The sequence below is a fragment of the Aquabacterium sp. genome (assembly GCF_041915145.1).
GTDB lineage: Bacteria > Pseudomonadota > Gammaproteobacteria > Burkholderiales > Burkholderiaceae_C > Aquabacterium.
In genome coordinates, this window is sequence record NZ_JAYSBZ010000042.1 from 13,236 (window position 1) to 29,230 (window position 15,995).

Consider the following 15,995-nt stretch of genomic DNA (forward strand, 5'->3'; position numbering starts at 1 on the left):
GCCTTCATCATCTGCTCATGACTCACTCAGCCCCTCTCTTTCGCGGTGCCTCCGGCGCTTGGCGCGTGACCATGATGGCCGTGCTCGGCGTCGCGCCGTGGCAGGTGCAGGCACAGAACTGGTTCGTGCAGCCAGTCGTCAAGGGCGAAGTCACGGCCACGAGCAATTCCGGCTATTCCAGTTCGTCGGAGGCGCACAGCGACGTCATCGTCAACGTATCGCCTGGCCTGATCGCACACGGCAACATGCCGCATGCTCGTCTGGATGCGGCGTTTTATGTGGATGCCATCGGATACGTCAATGGCACGCAATCCAATCGCCTGCTTCCGCACGGTTTCGTTGACCTGAATAGCACGCTCGTCGAACGATTGTTGTTCCTCGACACTTCTGCGTCCGCAGCCCAGACCAGCCAGACGCCCTATGCCGCGCGTCCGGACGGCGCTTCTTCGTATAACGCGCAGACCACCGCGCAATACCGCATCAAGCCGTACGTGCAGCGCGAACTGGCTCCGAACTGGCAGCTCAACGCACATGCCGACAACACCTGGGTGCACACCAGCGGTGGCGCGAACGATGTGGCAGCCGACCCGCGCAACAACGCGTACGTCCAGGATCAGTTCGTCAGCATCGAGCGCAAGCCCGTACCCTTTGGCGGTGAGTTGCAGCTCGGGCGTCAGGACACCCGCTACAGCGGGCGTTCGACATCGGCGCTGGTGATCGACAAGGCTCGCGCCATCGGGTCGTATTCGTTTTACGACGAGCTCGAGGCAGGTTTGATCGGCGGGCACGAACGCGACAAGGTGCCTTACGGCGAAATCAGCGATGCCATCTACGGCTTGCGCACGCGTTGGCAGCCCAACGAACGAACCCGGCTCGACGCCACGGCCGAGCATCATTTCTTTGGGCTGGGGTGGGATGCCGAGTTCGCGCATCGAACGCCTTTCCATGCATGGACGATCCGGCTGTCGCGTCAGGCCACGACTTACGCGAGCTCGCTGGCGTCGTTGTCGGCTGGCGGCAATGTCGATCAGGAGCTCGACAAGATCCTCGCCACGCGCTTTCCCGATCCCGTGGCGCGCAGCCAGGAAGCGCAAGCGCTCAAGACTCGCTACGGCTTGCCTGACAACCTGACGGGGCCGATCGACATCTATTCCGAAGGCGCCGATCTGGAGCAGTCGGCATCGGCGACCTACGTCTATACCGGACGGCGCGACACGCTGGCCTGCACGTATTACGTTCAGCGCCGCGAGCCGCTGGTGATTCCGGGAGCGCCCAGCTCCCTGGACCCTTTGCTGGCGGTGGGCAACTCGCAACAGGGCTTGGCTTTTCAGTTTGCTCATCGCCTCACACCGGTTACCGCGCTTGACGCCCAGGCACGCTGGTCGCGGTTGAGCGGGCGAGGTGCGAGCGAAGGCAGTTATTCGCGCGAAAGCGTGTACCGTGCCGGACTCAACTGGCAGCTGGCGCCCAAGACGACGGGCGCGATGGGGCTGCGCTGGCAGCACTTGCGATCCAACGTGGCCACGGATGCCGAAGAGACGGCGCTGTACGTGAGCCTGGATCACCGTTTCTGAAGGGCCAAGGCGAGCCATGTACGAGTCCCATTTCGGCCTGTCCGGCCCCCCGTTCCAGCTCAACCCCGACCCGGCGTTCTATTTCGACAGCCGCGGGCACAGCAGCGCGCTGGCCTATCTCAAGTTCGGCGTGCATCAGGGTGAGGGCTTCATCGTGGTCACGGGTGAGATCGGCGCCGGCAAGACCACCCTGGTGCGTACCCTGCTGCGCGAGCTCGACCCCGAGAAGGTCGTGGCGGCGCAGATCGTCAGCACGCAACTCGAAGCGGGCGACCTGTTGCGCTCGGTGGTCACCGCGTTCGGCATTTCGAGCGGCAGCCTGAGCAAGGCCGATCTGATCGCCACGATCGAAGGTTTCTTGACGCTGCTGGCGACCAAGAACCGCCGGGCCCTGCTGATCGTCGACGAGGCGCAGAACCTCAGCCGCGAGGCAGTCGAAGAGCTGCGCATGCTGTCGAACTTCCAGCTCGGCAATCAGGCGCTGCTGCAAAGCTTCCTGGTGGGGCAGCCCGAGTTGCGCACCATCCTGACGTCGAAGTCGATGGAGCAGTTCCGGCAGCGCGTGATCGCGTCGTGCCACCTGGGTCCGATGGATCGCGCCGAGACGCGGGCCTACATCGAGCACCGTCTGCAGCATGTGGGCTGGCAAGGGCACAACCCGGCGTTCGACGCGACTGCGTTCGACGAGGTCTTCCGCTGGACGTCAGGCGTGCCGCGACGCATCAACATCCTGTGCAACCGCCTGCTGCTGGCGGCGTTCCTGTCGGGGCGTCAAGAGATCGATGCGCCGCTGGTGGCGCAGACGGCTCGCGAGCTGCGCGCCGAGATCGGCGAATCCGTCGTGGCGCCGCCGCTGAGCGACGCGCCGAGCGATGGGGTGTCGTCCACCGCCGTGGCACCGTCCATCGTGGGCGACAACGCCGGCGCGAGTGCCGACGAACCCGCGCGCCCGCGCCCCGAGCCGCCTGCGCGCGGCGTGGCGGGTCCGGTGCTGTGCATCGTGGGGGGGCGCTCCAACTACATCAAGATGATCCCGCTGTTGCGCGCGCTGGCAGCACGCCAAGACGTTCCGCAGCCCTTGCTGGTGCAGACCGGGCGACTCATCGGGCTCAACATCACCGGCGCCGCGGCGCCCGACCTGGGCTTGCCGCAGGCCGATTTCAACCTCGGCGTCGAGTCGGCGTCGCACGCCGTCCAGACCGCCGAGGTGATGAAGCGCTTCGAGCCGCTGGTGGACGAATACCGCCCCAGCGCAGTCATCGTGGTGGGCAGCAGCGATTCGGCGCTCGCCTGCAGCCTGGTGGCTTGCAAGAAGGCCGTGCCGGTGCTGCATATCGAGGCCGGCCTGCGCAGCTTCGACCGCTCGATGCCCGACGAGATCAATCGCGTGCTCACTGATCAGCTCGCCGATGTGCTCTACACCACCGGCCGCAGCGCGCACTACACGCTGACCCGCGAGGGCGTGCCGGCCGACCGCGTGCAGTTCGTCGGCAACCTGCTGGTCGATTCGCTGCGTCTGATCCTGCCGGTCGCGCCGCATCCGGGCGAGACCCTGCGCCGCGCTGGCGTGCCGCCTGAGTACCTGCAGAACAAGAACGGCTACGGTCTGGTGCTGGTCAACCACCCCGCCAACCTGGACAGCCGCGCGGCCTTGTCCGAGGCTTTGTCGGTGCTGCGCCAGGTGAGCCGCGACTGCCCGCTCGTGTGGCCGATGCACCCGACCACGCGCGCCAAGATCGACAGCTTCGGGCTGCAGAGCATGCTCGACGACGCGCGCGTCTTCTTCATGCCCTTGCTCGGCTACCTCGAAACCGTGGCCTTGCTGAGCATGGCCACTTGCGTGCTCACCGATTCGATCAGCGTGCAAGAAGAGGCCGCCGCGCTGGGCGTGTCGTGCCTGACCATGGGCTCGCACACGGCGGTGCCGGTTTCGATCGAGCAGGGCGCCAGCGCGCAAGTGGGGCAGAGCAGCCACCATGTGATGCATGCGCTCAACGACATCCTCAAGAGCGGTGGCCGGCGCGGCATGGCCCCCGAGTTCTGGGACGGCTACACCGCCGACCGCATCGCCCAGCATCTGGCGGGTTGGATGCGTCAACGGGGCGTGGCGTCGCGCGATCGCGCATTGAACGAGGCGCACGTATGAGCGTTGCTCGGCAGCAGCCGATCGTCAATGCCTTGAGCGTCGATGTCGAAGACTACTTCCAGGTCTCGGCCATGGCACCGCGAATCCGGCGCGAAGATTGGGACCACATCCCGTGCCGCATCGAGCGCAACGTCGACCTGCTGCTGGGCTTGTTCGACGAGCACGGCGCCAAGGCAACGTTCTTCACGCTGGGCTGGATCGCGCAACGCTACCCGATGCTGGTGCGGCGCATCGTCGATGCCGGGCACGAACTGGCCAGCCACGGCGACTCGCATCTGCGTGCGTCCGAGCAGTCGCCGCAAGACTTCCTGGCCGACATCGTGCGGGCCAAGGCGCTCCTGCAAGACATTGCTGGCGTGCCGGTGCAGGGCTATCGGGCGCCAAGTTTCTCGATCGGGGACGGCAACCTGTGGGCTTTCGACTGTCTTGAGCAGGCGGGCTACCGCTACAGCTCCAGCGTCTACCCGGTGCAGCACGATCACTACGGCATGCCCGATGCGCCGCGTTTTCCGTACCAGCCGGCACAAAGCCTGACCGAGATTCCGGTGACGACCGCGCGCGCGCTGGGCCGCAATCTGCCCGCGGGTGGCGGTGGCTACTTCCGGTTGCTGCCTTACGCGGTATCGCGCTGGGCGATCAGGCGCGTCAACCAGCAAGACCGCCAGCCGGCGATCTTCTACACCCACCCGTGGGAGTTCGATCCCGAGCAGCCGCGGGTGGCCGATATCGACTGGAAGACGCGTTTCCGGCACTACGTGAACCTGCACCGCACCGAGTCGCGTCTGCGGCGGCTGGTGCAGGACTTCAAATGGGATCGCGTGGACCGCGTGTTTGGTTTTGAAGCTGCCTGAGCCTGCGCAAGCGGGGTGAGGTGGTGGCAGGTAGTGGATCAGGATCAGCGTGGGTGCGGGACGCTGGAGCAAGTGGATAAATTTTCAGGTTGAAAGGTGACTATGAGCGTCGTTGCTGTTGTGGGTCTGGGCTACGTGGGGCTGCCGCTGGCGGTGGAGTTCGGCAAGGTGCATCGCACCATTGGCTTTGATCTGTCCGAGACCAAGGTCAAGGCCTATCGCGAGTTCTACGACCCGACGGGCGAGGTGTCGAACGACGACCTGAAGGCCGCCAAGTATCTGGAACCGACCACCGACGCCAGCGCGCTGTCGCAGGCCGACTTCATCATCGTGGCCGTGCCCACGCCGGTCGACGACGCGCACAACCCCGATTTCAGCCCGCTGGAAAGCTCCAGCCGCTCGATCGGCAAGCACATCAAGCCCGGCACCATCGTGGTCTATGAATCGACGGTGTACCCCGGCGCCACCGAAGAAGTCTGCGTGCCCATCATCGAGCAGGTTTCGGGCCTCAAGTGGAAGAAGGACTTCTTCATCGGCTACTCGCCCGAGCGCATCAACCCGGGCGACCGGGAGCACACCCTCACGCGCATCACCAAGGTGGTATCGGGTGACACGCCCGCGACGCTCGACAAGGTGGCCGAGATGTATGGCAGCGTCATCACCGCCGGCGTGCACAGGGCGTCGAGCATCAAGGTGGCCGAAGCCGCCAAGGTGATCGAGAACACGCAGCGCGATCTCAACATCGCCCTGATGAACGAGCTGTCGCTGATCTTTCACCGCATCGGCATCGACACGCTCGAAGTGCTGCAGGCCGCCGGCACCAAGTGGAACTTCCTGCCGTTCCGCCCGGGTCTGGTGGGCGGCCACTGCATCGGCGTGGACCCGTACTACCTCACGCACAAGGCCGAGAAGCTCGGCTACCACCCGCAGGTCATCTTGGCTGGGCGTCGCATCAACGACGGCATGGGCCAGTTCATTGCCGAGCAGACCGTGAAGAACCTGATCCAGTCGGGTCGATCGATCAAGGGCGCCGACGTGATCGTGCTGGGCCTGACCTTCAAGGAAAACTGCCCCGACCTGCGCAACTCGAAGGTGATCGACGTGATCCGCGAGCTGAAGTCGTATGGCGTCAACGTGCACGTACATGACGCGGTGGCGCAGTCCGACGAGGCCGAGCACGAATACGGCGTGACGCTGACGCCTTGGGATCAGCTGCCGCGCGCGGTGGCCATCGTGTCGGCCGTGGCGCACCAAGACTACAAGACCATGCCGATCGAGCAGCTCACGGGCAAGCTGGTGGACGGCGGCCTGATCGTCGACGTGAAGTGCCTGCACGATGCCGAAGCTCTGCGCGCGCGCGGCTTCGAGGTGTGGCGCCTCTGATCCAGCCGGAACGATCACTCGCCCGACCAGCCATGACAGATCCTCGCGTATCGGTCGTCATCACGACCTACAACCGAGCCGACCTGCTGCCGCGCGCCGTGGACAGCGTGTTGCAACAGCGCTATGCGTTGAATGACATCGAGATCGTGCTGGTGGACGACGGATCGACCGACAACACGCGGCAGCTGGTGGCCGATCGTTACGGCCACGTGCCGACCGTGCGCTACTTTCACAAGCCGAACGGCGGCATCAACTCGGCGAGTCAATACGGTATACGGCAGGCGCGAGGCGAGATCGTCGCGCAGCTCGACTCCGACGACTACTGGTACCCCAACAAGCTGGCGACATGCGTGCCGATGTTCGATCGGGCCGACGACGTCGTGGCCGTGCTGCACGATCTGGATGTCGTGCAGGACTCGACCGGCCAGAAGAAGGGCACCTGGTTTGGCTCTGCAGGCACATTCCTGACGCCCGAGCCGCAAAACGTGTTGCCGCGCTACCTGGCGGGCGAGTCGATCAAGGCCATCACGTCGGGGGCGCTCTGGCGTCGCGCGGCGCTTGAAAAGGTGCTGCCCATACCTGAAGGGCTGTGGGGTTTTCACGATGCGTACTTCATGCGCAACGTGATGTTCTACGGTCGCTACTGCGGCACGTCCGAATGCCTGGGTGCCTACGTGCTGCATGACTCGAACGACTACGGCGGCGTCGGACCTCAAACCGATGACGCCAAGCTCGCGCGCTTGCTGCGCGAATGCAAGGTAATGTCCGACAGCTTCAACCGCCGTTGCGCCGAGTTCAACGTCCCGTTGGCGTCGCGTCGCCATGAGATCCAGAAGTTCGCCGTGGCCGAGCTGGAGCTGGAGCGTTTGCGCCGGGCCGATCGAGGTCAGGCCGTTGGTTGGGTGCTGCGCAACGACCTCCAGTTGAGCAACCATGCCCGCGTCCAGCTGATGACGAATCTGGTCTTGCCGCCGCGCCTGGCGAGTTTCGTCAAGGCGCGAGTGCTGTCTCGCCTCGGGGCGCTCGACTGACTGAGCGTTCGGCCGGCAGCGCGCAACGCGTTGTCGCCGCGTGCAGCGATTCACCATGGCGCAAGCAGACCTTCAACAACAGCGATCGCGGGCACGGTCGATACGGTTATGGGCCGGGGCAGCGTTGAGCGCGTTGCTGCTGTTGCTCGTTGGGCTGGCCTGGATGCTGTTTGGTTTTCCGCGCCTGGCGGCGCAGACCGAGCCGGGCGGAGTCGATGATCCGTCGGCCATTCGCGGCGCGCCCATCGTGCTCTATACCGACATCACGTCCGGCCCCAACACGGGCGGCGAGAACGACAAGGGCGCGTACCTGTCGATCTTCGGCAAGAACTTTGGGCGCGATGGCCTGGGCACAAAAGTCAAGGTCACGCTCAACGGCGTCGAGGTGGACAACTACCGATATCTGGGCGCTTCGCATGGGCGGGCCGACATCCAGCAGATCACGGTGCAGATCGGCCATCGCGGTGATCCTCGGCCCGGCACGCCGCTGCCGATCGCGGTCAGCGTCAACGGGGTGGTCTCGAACGCCGATCACACCTTCGTGGTCAACCCCGGGCGCATCTTGTTCGTCGACAACGTGCGCGGCGACGATGCCTCGGCGGCGCCGGACGACATATCGCGTCCGTTTCGTCATGTGCAGCTGCGCGACCTGTCGCAAGGTGCCTACGGACAAGCCCAGGCGGGCGACGTGATCGTGCTGCGCGGGCGTGGTCAGCCCTGGACGGACGTTGGTTTCGAGCGCTACTTCTTGCGCTTTCGCGACAAGTCCGGCAGCGAGCCGCGCGGGCAAGCTGGCACCGGGCCGATCGCGGTGATGGGGTACCCGGGCGAGGATGTGTACATCAAGGCTGCCTACGGCACGCACGATGGCGGCATCAGCGCCATCAACGGACAGACCTACGCCGGGCTGGGGCAATGGGTGAGCGTGTCGAACTTGCGCATCGAGGGCGGCGGAGACGACGGCGCGGTGAACCTGCAGATCCACGGCAACCACTGGCGCGTGGTGAACAATGAACTCACGGCTGAAACCGCCAGCACCACCGCCAAGGCCGGCGGGATCGCGGGCAATGGCCTCAACGTCGTGCTTTTCGGCAATCACATCCACGACGTGCACGGCAACGGCCAGGAGAACCACGGTATCTACATCGACGGCAATGGCTCGTACGACGTGGCCTTCAACCGCATCGAGCGCATCTTCGGCGGCAATGGCTTCCAGATCTACGTGAACGGCTCGAACGGGTCGGACGTGGCCGACAACGTCAACCTGCACCACAACCTGATTCGCGGCACCAACAAGCACGGCATCAACATTGCCGACAACGCGCGCGGTGGCATCGTGATCAGCAACAACGTGGTGTCGGACACCCGCTTCTCGGGCCTGCGCTTCAACTCGACCCTGCTGCGCGATTGCCGCGTCTACAACAATACCTTCTATCGCACCGATCTCTCGGGCATGCCGCTCTACGGCGCACTGACGAACGACTGGACGCTCGGCGCGCGAGCCGTCGATATCGAAAACAACATCTTCGTGCCATCGCCGGGCACGCCTTTCGCTGGCGGCACCGTCGGGTTTGGCGGGCCGATCGGCGTGGTGCTGCGCAACGTGTGGTGGCGCGAGCGCTGGCAGGTGCGGGACTGGCGCTCGGTGCTGGCTTCGACCTTGCGCCGGTTGCGGCGCAGCGACCCGGACGATCTGGACTTCGACGCCGCGCCGATCAAGACCGATCCGGGCTTCAGGCTCGCAGGGGTCGATTTCCGGCTGAGACCGGAGAGCCCGGCCATCGACGCGGGCTCGTCGGCCGTGGCACCCGTGGTGCAAAACGATTTCGATCTTGAAACCCGGCGACCACAAGGGGGCGGGTTTGACGTGGGGGCTTATGAGTTCGTTGTCCGATAAGGCGGGTTTTTTAATCGTCGCCAACTTCATCAAATATGCCGTGGGCTTTGTCATGCCCATGGTGCTGGTGCGCTTGCTCAATCAGGCTGATTACGGCACCTACCAGCAGATGCAGCTCGTCAACACGATCGTGTCGGGCATCTTGACGCTCGGCCTGCCGACCTCGGTTTACTACTTCTTTCACCACGTCAAGCCGCATCAACACGCGGCGCTGCGTTCGCAGACCACCTGGATGCTGATCGCGTCCGGCTGCCTGGCAGGGCTGGGCGTGGCGTGGGCGGCGGGCTTGATCGGCTCGCGCATGAACAACGCGACGCTCGTCGGCCTGCTGCCGCTCTACGCTCTGTCCATCGCTTTCCTGATCGCCAGCGAGCAGTTCACGCCGTTCATGATCTCGCAGGACCGCTATCGCGTGGCGGTGTCGTTTGAAACCGGCGAGACCATCGTGCGGGTCTTGATCCTGATCGTGCCGTTGTCGCTGGGGTACGGCCTCAAAGGGCTCGTGCTGGCGGCGGTGATGTATGCCGCGTTGCGGTTTGTCTTGCGCACGGTCATCCTGTTCAAGTCAGGCGGGGCGACTGACCCGGCGCAAGCGGGCGCGGGGCAGAGCTTCGTCAAGGAGCAATTGGCCTACAGCACGCCGCTGGCCCTGATGAGCATCGTCGGCCTGGTGGGCGGGCAGCTCGACCGGGGGCTCGTGGCCGCGTACTTCACGCCGGTCGATTACGCCATCTACAGCGTGGGCGCGCTCGAGATTCCGCTCGACGTGATCTTTCAGGCGTCGGTGGCGAACGTCTTGCGGGCATCGCTGCCGCCGCTCATTCGCGATGGCCGGATGCAGGAGGTGACGCGGCTGATGCGCGAGTCGGTGCGCAAGCTGGCCATCATCGTCTTGCCGAGCTTCATCTTCCTGTACGGGCATTCGCAAGAGTTCATCACGCTGCTGTTCACCTCGCGCTACGAGCAAAGCGTGTCGGTCTTCCGTATCTATCTGTTCCTGATACCGCTGCACATGTTCGTGCTGAGCATGATCCCGCAGATATTCGGCAAGACCAAGACCAACCTCTATATCGTGATCACCACGGCGACCATTCATCTGATGCTGAGCTTCGTGCTGCTCAAGGTGGTCGGCTTCTACGGCCCCGCCATTTCCGGGGTTGTTTCTTCTTACATCGCGAGCCTGATCTTTTTCATGGTGGCCAAGCGCCTGATCGGGGCCACGTTGTCAGAGATGCTGCCGTGGCTGAGCCTGGCCAAGGTGGTCGCGGCTGCGCTGGCTGGTTTGGTGGCTGCGCGCGCGTTGGGGGCGGTAACGGCGTCCGGCCTGATGAATCTGACGCTCGGCGGCGTGCTCTACAGCGTGGTGTTCTTTGCGGTAGGCGCGGTGATCGGTTTGTTCACCGAGGGCGACTGGGCCTTGGCGCGACGCTGGCTGGGCAAGGTGGTGCCACAACGGGTGCGTGGCTGAGATGGTGAGGTCGCAGGTGATGGGGCAGGCAACTTCCAGGGTACACATCCAGCACGTGTTGCTCAGCTTGCAGCCGGGCGGGCTTGAGAACGGCGTGGTGAACGTCGTGAACCGGCTCGACCCTGCGCGTTTCCAGTCGTCGCTGTGCTGCCTGAAGATCGCTGGCGAATTCGCTGCCCGCGTGAAGCGAGACGACATCGCCATCCATGAATTCGGCTGGCGTGGCGGCAACGACATCGGGCTGGCCTGGCGGCTGGCGAAGATGTTCAAGCAGACGCGGACCGACATCGTGCACACCCGCAACGCCGAGGCTTTTTTCTACGGCTTCCTGGGTGCCAAGCTGGCCGGTGTGCCGCACCTGATTCACAGCGAGCACGGCCGCACCTTCAACGACCGGCGCATCCGCTTCTTTGCGCAGCGGCAGATGTCGCGCTTCACCGATGCCATCTTCGCCGTGTCGGATCAGCTCAAGCGCGATCTGGTGGGCCACATCGGCATCCCGCCGTCGCGAATCGAGGTGCTCTACAACGGCGTCGATCTGCAGCGCTTCAAGTCGGTTGATCGCGCGTCGATTCATGCGGAGTGGGGCGTGCGGCCCGGCGAGGTGGTGGTGGGCAGCGTGGGGCGGCTGGTGCCCGTCAAGAACTATCCGTTGCTGCTGCGCGCGGTGCAGGCCGTGCCCGGGTGCAAGCTGGTGCTGATCGGCGACGGGCCCGAGCGCTCGGGCTTGACGGCGTTGGCGGAGTCTTTGGGCATCGTCGATCGAGTGCGATTCCTGGGGCATCGCGAGGACGTCGGTTCGCTGCTGGGCGCCTTCGACGTGTTCGTGCTGCCGTCGTTCAGCGAGGGCATGTCCAACACCCTGCTCGAAGCCATGGCGGCTGGCGTGGCAGCGGTGGCCAGCGATGTGGGCGGCAATGGCGAGATCGTGCGTCACGAAGAAACGGGCTTGCTGTTTCCGAGCGACGATCTGTCCGTCTTGCGCGGGCATCTCGAGCGCCTGACCGCCGATGCCGCGCTGCGCGCGAGGTTTGCCGAGAACGGACGGCGGCGCGCGCTGCAGGCATTCGATATTGGAGCCATGATCAAACGCTACGAAGACTTGTACGAGCGGGTAGCGTCAACAACCAGGGGGTAATGGTGAGCAGACTGACAAGCGCGGCACGTCAAGCCGTGTTGGATTTCGGGCTGGGGCGGCAAGCGCTGGCCTGGCGGCGCAGCAATCCGCTGATCCTGATGTATCACGGCGTGGCTGATCGCAAGGCCGTACCGGGCACGATTCGCAATCTCGACAGCAAGCACATCCCGGTCGACGCGTTTGCGCGGCAACTGAGGGTGCTCAAGCGCTGGCGCAAGGTGCTGCCGCTGACCGATCTGGTGCAGGGCCTGATCCGTGGCGACGACATGCGCAACACCGTGGCGCTGACGTTCGACGATGGCTACGAAAACAACGTCACGCGCGCCGCGCCCATGCTCGCCGACTTCGGGATGTGCGGCACGTTCTACCTGACGACGGGCTACGTCGGCGCCGAGCGGTGGGTCTGGAACGACTTGCTCGAATTCGTCCTCGACCAGGCGCGTGTGGCCGAGATCAACGTGCCGGCTCTAGGGCGTCGCCTGCCATTGGGCTCGACCGAGCGCAAGCTGCAGGCGCTGGCGCAGATCAAGGTCAGCATGAAGACGCGCCAAGAGGTGGAGTATCTCGATGAGGTTCGCGAGTTGGCGCGGCAGGCCGGCGTCGAATGCCATTCGCCGCAGGACGACTATCGCTTCATGAGCTGGGACCAGGCCCGCGGCTTGCTGGCAGGCGGGTTCGAGGTGGGGGCGCATACCGTGAACCACCCGATCTTGTCGCGCGTGCCGATCGAAGTCGCGCAGCGCGAGATCTTGCAAAGCCGAGATGCCATCGTCGAACAGCTTGGCAGCTGCAGCAAGGTGTTCTGCTACCCGAACGGCAAGCCGCAGGACTACACGCGTGACATCATCGAGTTCTGCCGTCAGCATTTCGTGGCGGCATTGGCCACGGCTCGCGGACCGGCGAAGGCGACGGAGCTGTTCGAGCTGCGTCGGCTTGGCCCGTCGGGCGGCGTGTCGGAAGACCACATCGAGTGGTGTCTGCTGCGCGAGCGCTGAGAAACAAGACATGACCGCAGCAGATCGACGACCCGCCCCGGCTTCTTTCGATCACGGCGCCTTGCGCATCGTGACGGTGACCACCTTTTTCCCGAACTCAGCCGATCCCCATCGCACGGTTTTCGTGGCCAATCTGGTGCGCGCCATGCGGGAGCGTTGTACGGTTACCGTGGTGGCGCCCGTGCCGCTGGCGCCGCCGTTCGGTCGATGGCGCCTGCAGGCGGGCATTCCTCGCGTCGAATCAGTCGCCGGCATCGAGGTGCTGCACCCGCGTTTCGTGGTGGTGCCGAAGCTGGGGTGGTTGTCGGGGCTGACATTCGCTTTGGGGGTCGTGACGCACCTGGCCCGACTGAAGCGCGAGCTGGGCGTTTTCGTCGTGCACGGGCACTGCGCCTATCCGGACGGCGTGGGCGTGGCGCTGGTCGCCAGGCTGCTGGGGCTGCCTTTCGTGGTGACCACGCACGGCAGCGACATCAACGTCTACGCCGAGCGGCCCATGCTGCGCTGGCAGATCCGCTGGGCCTTGCGCCGCGCCGACGGCGTGGTGGCGGTGAGCCGCGCGTTGCTGGGCAAGGTTCAGCGCTTGCTCGCTCCGGCCACGCCTCGGGTGGTGTTGGCGCCGTGCGCGGGGTTCGACCCGGCGTTGTTCGTGCCTCGCCCTCGTGCGCCAGCGCGTGGCGAGCTGGGCCTCGCGCCTGATGCGCGCGTGGTGCTGTTCGTGGGCCACCTGATTGCAATCAAGGGAGTGGACGTGCTGATCGATGCCTGGGTGCGCCTGCTGGCCAAGCCCGGCGTCGGCCAGGACTGCCTGCTGGTCTTGATCGGCCATGGCGACAATCGCAAGGCGCTGGAATCACGTGCGACGCGAGTCGGCTTGAGCGAGCGTGTGCGCTTCGTCGGGGCCGTGGCGCAGGCCGAGGTGTCGCGCTGGATGGCGGCAGCCGATCTGCTGTGCCTGCCCAGTCGAAACGAGGGCACGCCCAACGTGGTGGTCGAGGCGCTGGCCAGCGGCCTGCCGGTGGTGGCCTCGCGCGTGGGAGGCATTCCCGAGTTGGTGGTGGACGGCAAGAACGGCTTGTTGGTGCCGCCCGAAGACCCGAGCGCACTGGCCGAAGCGCTGGCGAACGCCTTGAGTCGCGAATGGGTTCGCGACAAGGTGTGTGCTTCGGTGGCGCACCTCACCTGGACGGCCATCGCGGCCAAGAACATTGAACTGATGCAACAAGTGATGAACGAGGCCTGTCATGCACCCGTGGTTTAGAAACGCGAGCAAGGACTTCTTTCAGCACGTCTGGCTGCGCGGTGGATTCATCTGGCGCCTGCCTGCCAACGAGCGGACACTCGCGCTGACCTTCGACGATGGTCCCGACCCAGTGCACACGCCGGCCACGCTCGATCTGCTGGCCCGCCTCAAGGTCAAGGCCACGTTCTTCCTGATCGGGCGCAACGCCGAGCAGTACCCTGATCTCGTGCGGCGCATCGTGCAAGAGGGGCATGCCATCGGCGGTCACACCTTCGAGCACGTGGTCATCACCCAGCAAAGCGAGTCGCAACTGGCCGACGATCTGCAGCGTTGCCGCGTGCTCATGCGCCAGCTGTCGGGTGTCGACAGCACCTTGTTCCGCCCGCCCAAGGGCGAGGTGAACGTGGCGGCGATCCGTCGCGTGTGCCGGCTGGGCTATCAGCTGGTGCACTGGAGCAAGACCTACAGCGATTACCAGCAGGACGGCGCCGACGCGCTGTGCGCGCGCATCGAGCGCGACCCCGCGCAGCCCGGCGACATCGTTCTCTTTCACGACAACAACCCGCATACCGTCGAGGCGCTGGCGCGGGCGATTCCAGCTTGGCAGTCGGCCGGATTCAGCTTTCGCGTGCTGTGAGGCACGCCCGCCAATGAGCACCACCGCGACGCGCGACAAGAAACAGGAGCTTCCATGAACACCATTGCCCAGCCACCGATATCGTCTCGTCAACGCCCCCGCGTCGTGGTGTTCGGCGGCGGCATCGGCATGTTCCCGCCGTTGATGCAGCGTTTCACCCAGGACTTCGATGTCGCCGGCGTCATTTCGCCCGAGATGCCCAAGTTCTGGCGCGGCGTGTTCTTGGCTCTCTCCGTTCGTTGGCCCAAGATCGCCTGGTATCGCCGCTGGCGCTACATGGTCGAGAAAACGCCGTTTGCATTTCGGTGCACCACTCTCGAAGCTCACAAGGCCTTGCAGGCCTACGAGGGGCAGTACGACTTCATCCTCTTCATGGGCGCCATGTACGCGCCAACCTTGGACTTGAAGAAACCGATGTTCATCTTCACGGACTCGACACGTCGGTTGTCGTCGAAGAATCAGCACGATGAAGTCTCGCACTTCAAATCGGCCAGCGATGAACGTCGTTGGCTCGATCTCGAAGGGCAGGTCTATCGAAGCGCCACGCGCATCTTCGTCGGCAGCGAGTTCGTGCGGCAGTCCTTGATCAACGACTACCACGTCGATGCCCGGCGCGCGGTCACGGCGGGTTTTGGCGCAGGACTCGGTTTTGGCGATCCCTACGAGAAGCGTTTCGACGGTCGCAGCATTCTCTATATCGGCAAGGGCGATTTCGAGAAGAAGGGCGGCACCCTGCTGTTGCAGGCATTCGAGCTGGTCAAGCAAGAGATCCCTGACGCGGTGCTGCACGTGGTGGGGCAGGAGCACCTGCCCGAGGTGAGCGGCATGGTGAACCATGGTTTCGTGCGCGATCGCAACCGCATCGTCGAGCTGATGCGCGCCGCTCACGTGTTCGCCTTGCCGTCACTGGTGGATCGCAACCCCATCAGCATCCTCGAAGCCATGGCGGCAGCCACGCCATGTATAGCTTCAGACTACGGCGCGATGCCCGAGCTTGTGGGCGATGCCGGCCTGATCGCCCCATGCAACGACGTGCAGGCCCTGGCGCGAGCCTTGGTGACCGTGTTGCGCGATCCGGTCTTGTCGGCCGATCTGGGGCAAAAAGGGCGGCGGCGTTTCGACACCAAATACAACTGGGACAGTGTCTGGCACACCGTACGCGCCGAGATTTGGGAAGGGCTTGATGAATCGCGAAGCCCAAAGAACGCACCGACTGACCAGATTCGTCAGCGATAGACAACACGTTGTGCGGCCGGTAATTGAATGCCTGATGAATCAATGCTGCTTGCCGCCCGGCAAGATTTTGTCTCGAAAATATCGGGGCGGTATGAATAGATTTGTATTTCTTGATGGGATAAGAGGGCTGGCGGCGCTAATCGTGCTGACGCGGCACACCTATGATTTCTGGGGGTTCAAGTTTTTCCACGGGTATCTCGCGGTTGATCTATTTTTCTTGTTAAGCGGCTTTGTTATATCGAGTGCCTATGACAGACGACTTGATGAGGGAGCCATTTCAAGAACGGATTTTGTCGTAATTCGACTAATACGGTTTTATCCTGTGTACCTGATCTCGATTGCTTTTGCAGGTGTGCTGGCTGCCATCGACTTCCATGATGTGGGGCGTTTCGGATA

General features: G+C 64.3%; 13 protein-coding genes. All 13 read left to right on the forward strand.

All coding sequences use genetic code 11. The features are described from left to right. Positions 1–17 precede the first annotated feature (17 nt). On the forward strand, positions 18–1,574 hold the full coding sequence (locus ACE3SS_RS09390; protein ID WP_374593228.1) for a TIGR03016 family PEP-CTERM system-associated outer membrane protein: 1,557 nt from the start codon (positions 18–20) through the stop codon (positions 1,572–1,574). Positions 1,575–1,590: 16 nt separating this feature from the next. Beyond that, complete coding sequence (locus tag ACE3SS_RS09395) at positions 1,591–3,720, forward strand: XrtA/PEP-CTERM system-associated ATPase (protein WP_374593230.1); 2,130 nt, start codon at positions 1,591–1,593, stop codon at positions 3,718–3,720. Continuing rightward, the gene (locus tag ACE3SS_RS09400) at positions 3,717–4,571 is read left to right on the forward strand and encodes an XrtA system polysaccharide deacetylase (protein ID WP_374593232.1); all 855 of its coding nucleotides are present in this window, start codon (positions 3,717–3,719) and stop codon (positions 4,569–4,571) included. The genes ACE3SS_RS09395 and ACE3SS_RS09400 overlap by 4 nt, the downstream gene beginning before the upstream one ends. Positions 4,572–4,673: 102 nt before the next feature. Continuing rightward, positions 4,674–5,954, forward strand: coding sequence for a nucleotide sugar dehydrogenase (locus ACE3SS_RS09405; protein WP_374593234.1), 1,281 nt, complete (start codon positions 4,674–4,676; stop codon positions 5,952–5,954). Between the two features lie 32 nt (positions 5,955–5,986). Next, entirely contained in the window at positions 5,987–6,985 is a 999-nt protein-coding gene (locus tag ACE3SS_RS09410) for a glycosyltransferase family 2 protein (RefSeq protein WP_374593236.1), read from the forward strand. A 124-nt stretch (positions 6,986–7,109) separates the two neighbouring features. After that, a complete protein-coding gene (locus tag ACE3SS_RS09415) occupies positions 7,110–8,882 on the forward strand; it encodes a choice-of-anchor Q domain-containing protein (RefSeq protein ID WP_374593238.1) in 1,773 nt (590 codons plus the stop codon). Further along, positions 8,863–10,350, forward strand: coding sequence for a lipopolysaccharide biosynthesis protein (locus ACE3SS_RS09420; protein ID WP_374593240.1), 1,488 nt, complete (start codon positions 8,863–8,865; stop codon positions 10,348–10,350). Before ACE3SS_RS09415 ends, ACE3SS_RS09420 begins: the two co-directional genes overlap by 20 nt. 1 nt (position 10,351) lies before the next feature. Further along, positions 10,352–11,488, forward strand: a complete 1,137-nt coding sequence (locus tag ACE3SS_RS09425; protein ID WP_374593242.1) for a glycosyltransferase — start codon at positions 10,352–10,354, stop codon at positions 11,486–11,488. Between the two features lie 2 nt (positions 11,489–11,490). Beyond that, on the forward strand, positions 11,491–12,483 hold the full coding sequence (locus ACE3SS_RS09430) for a polysaccharide deacetylase family protein (RefSeq protein WP_374593244.1): 993 nt from the start codon (positions 11,491–11,493) through the stop codon (positions 12,481–12,483). Between the two features lie 10 nt (positions 12,484–12,493). Continuing rightward, on the forward strand, positions 12,494–13,744 hold the full coding sequence (locus ACE3SS_RS09435) for a glycosyltransferase (RefSeq protein WP_374593246.1): 1,251 nt from the start codon (positions 12,494–12,496) through the stop codon (positions 13,742–13,744). Next, positions 13,728–14,363 carry a polysaccharide deacetylase family protein gene (locus tag ACE3SS_RS09440; RefSeq protein ID WP_374593248.1) on the forward strand — a complete coding sequence of 212 codons (636 nt, stop codon included), beginning with the start codon at positions 13,728–13,730 and terminating at the stop codon, positions 14,361–14,363. The genes ACE3SS_RS09435 and ACE3SS_RS09440 overlap by 17 nt, the downstream gene beginning before the upstream one ends. Before the next feature lie 54 nt (positions 14,364–14,417). Further along, positions 14,418–15,599, forward strand: coding sequence for a glycosyltransferase family 4 protein (locus ACE3SS_RS09445; protein ID WP_374593250.1), 1,182 nt, complete (start codon positions 14,418–14,420; stop codon positions 15,597–15,599). Positions 15,600–15,633: 34 nt separating this feature from the next. Further along, positions 15,634–15,995, forward strand: a 362-nt coding sequence (locus tag ACE3SS_RS09450; protein WP_374593252.1) for an acyltransferase family protein, incomplete at its 3' end; no start/stop codon positions are given.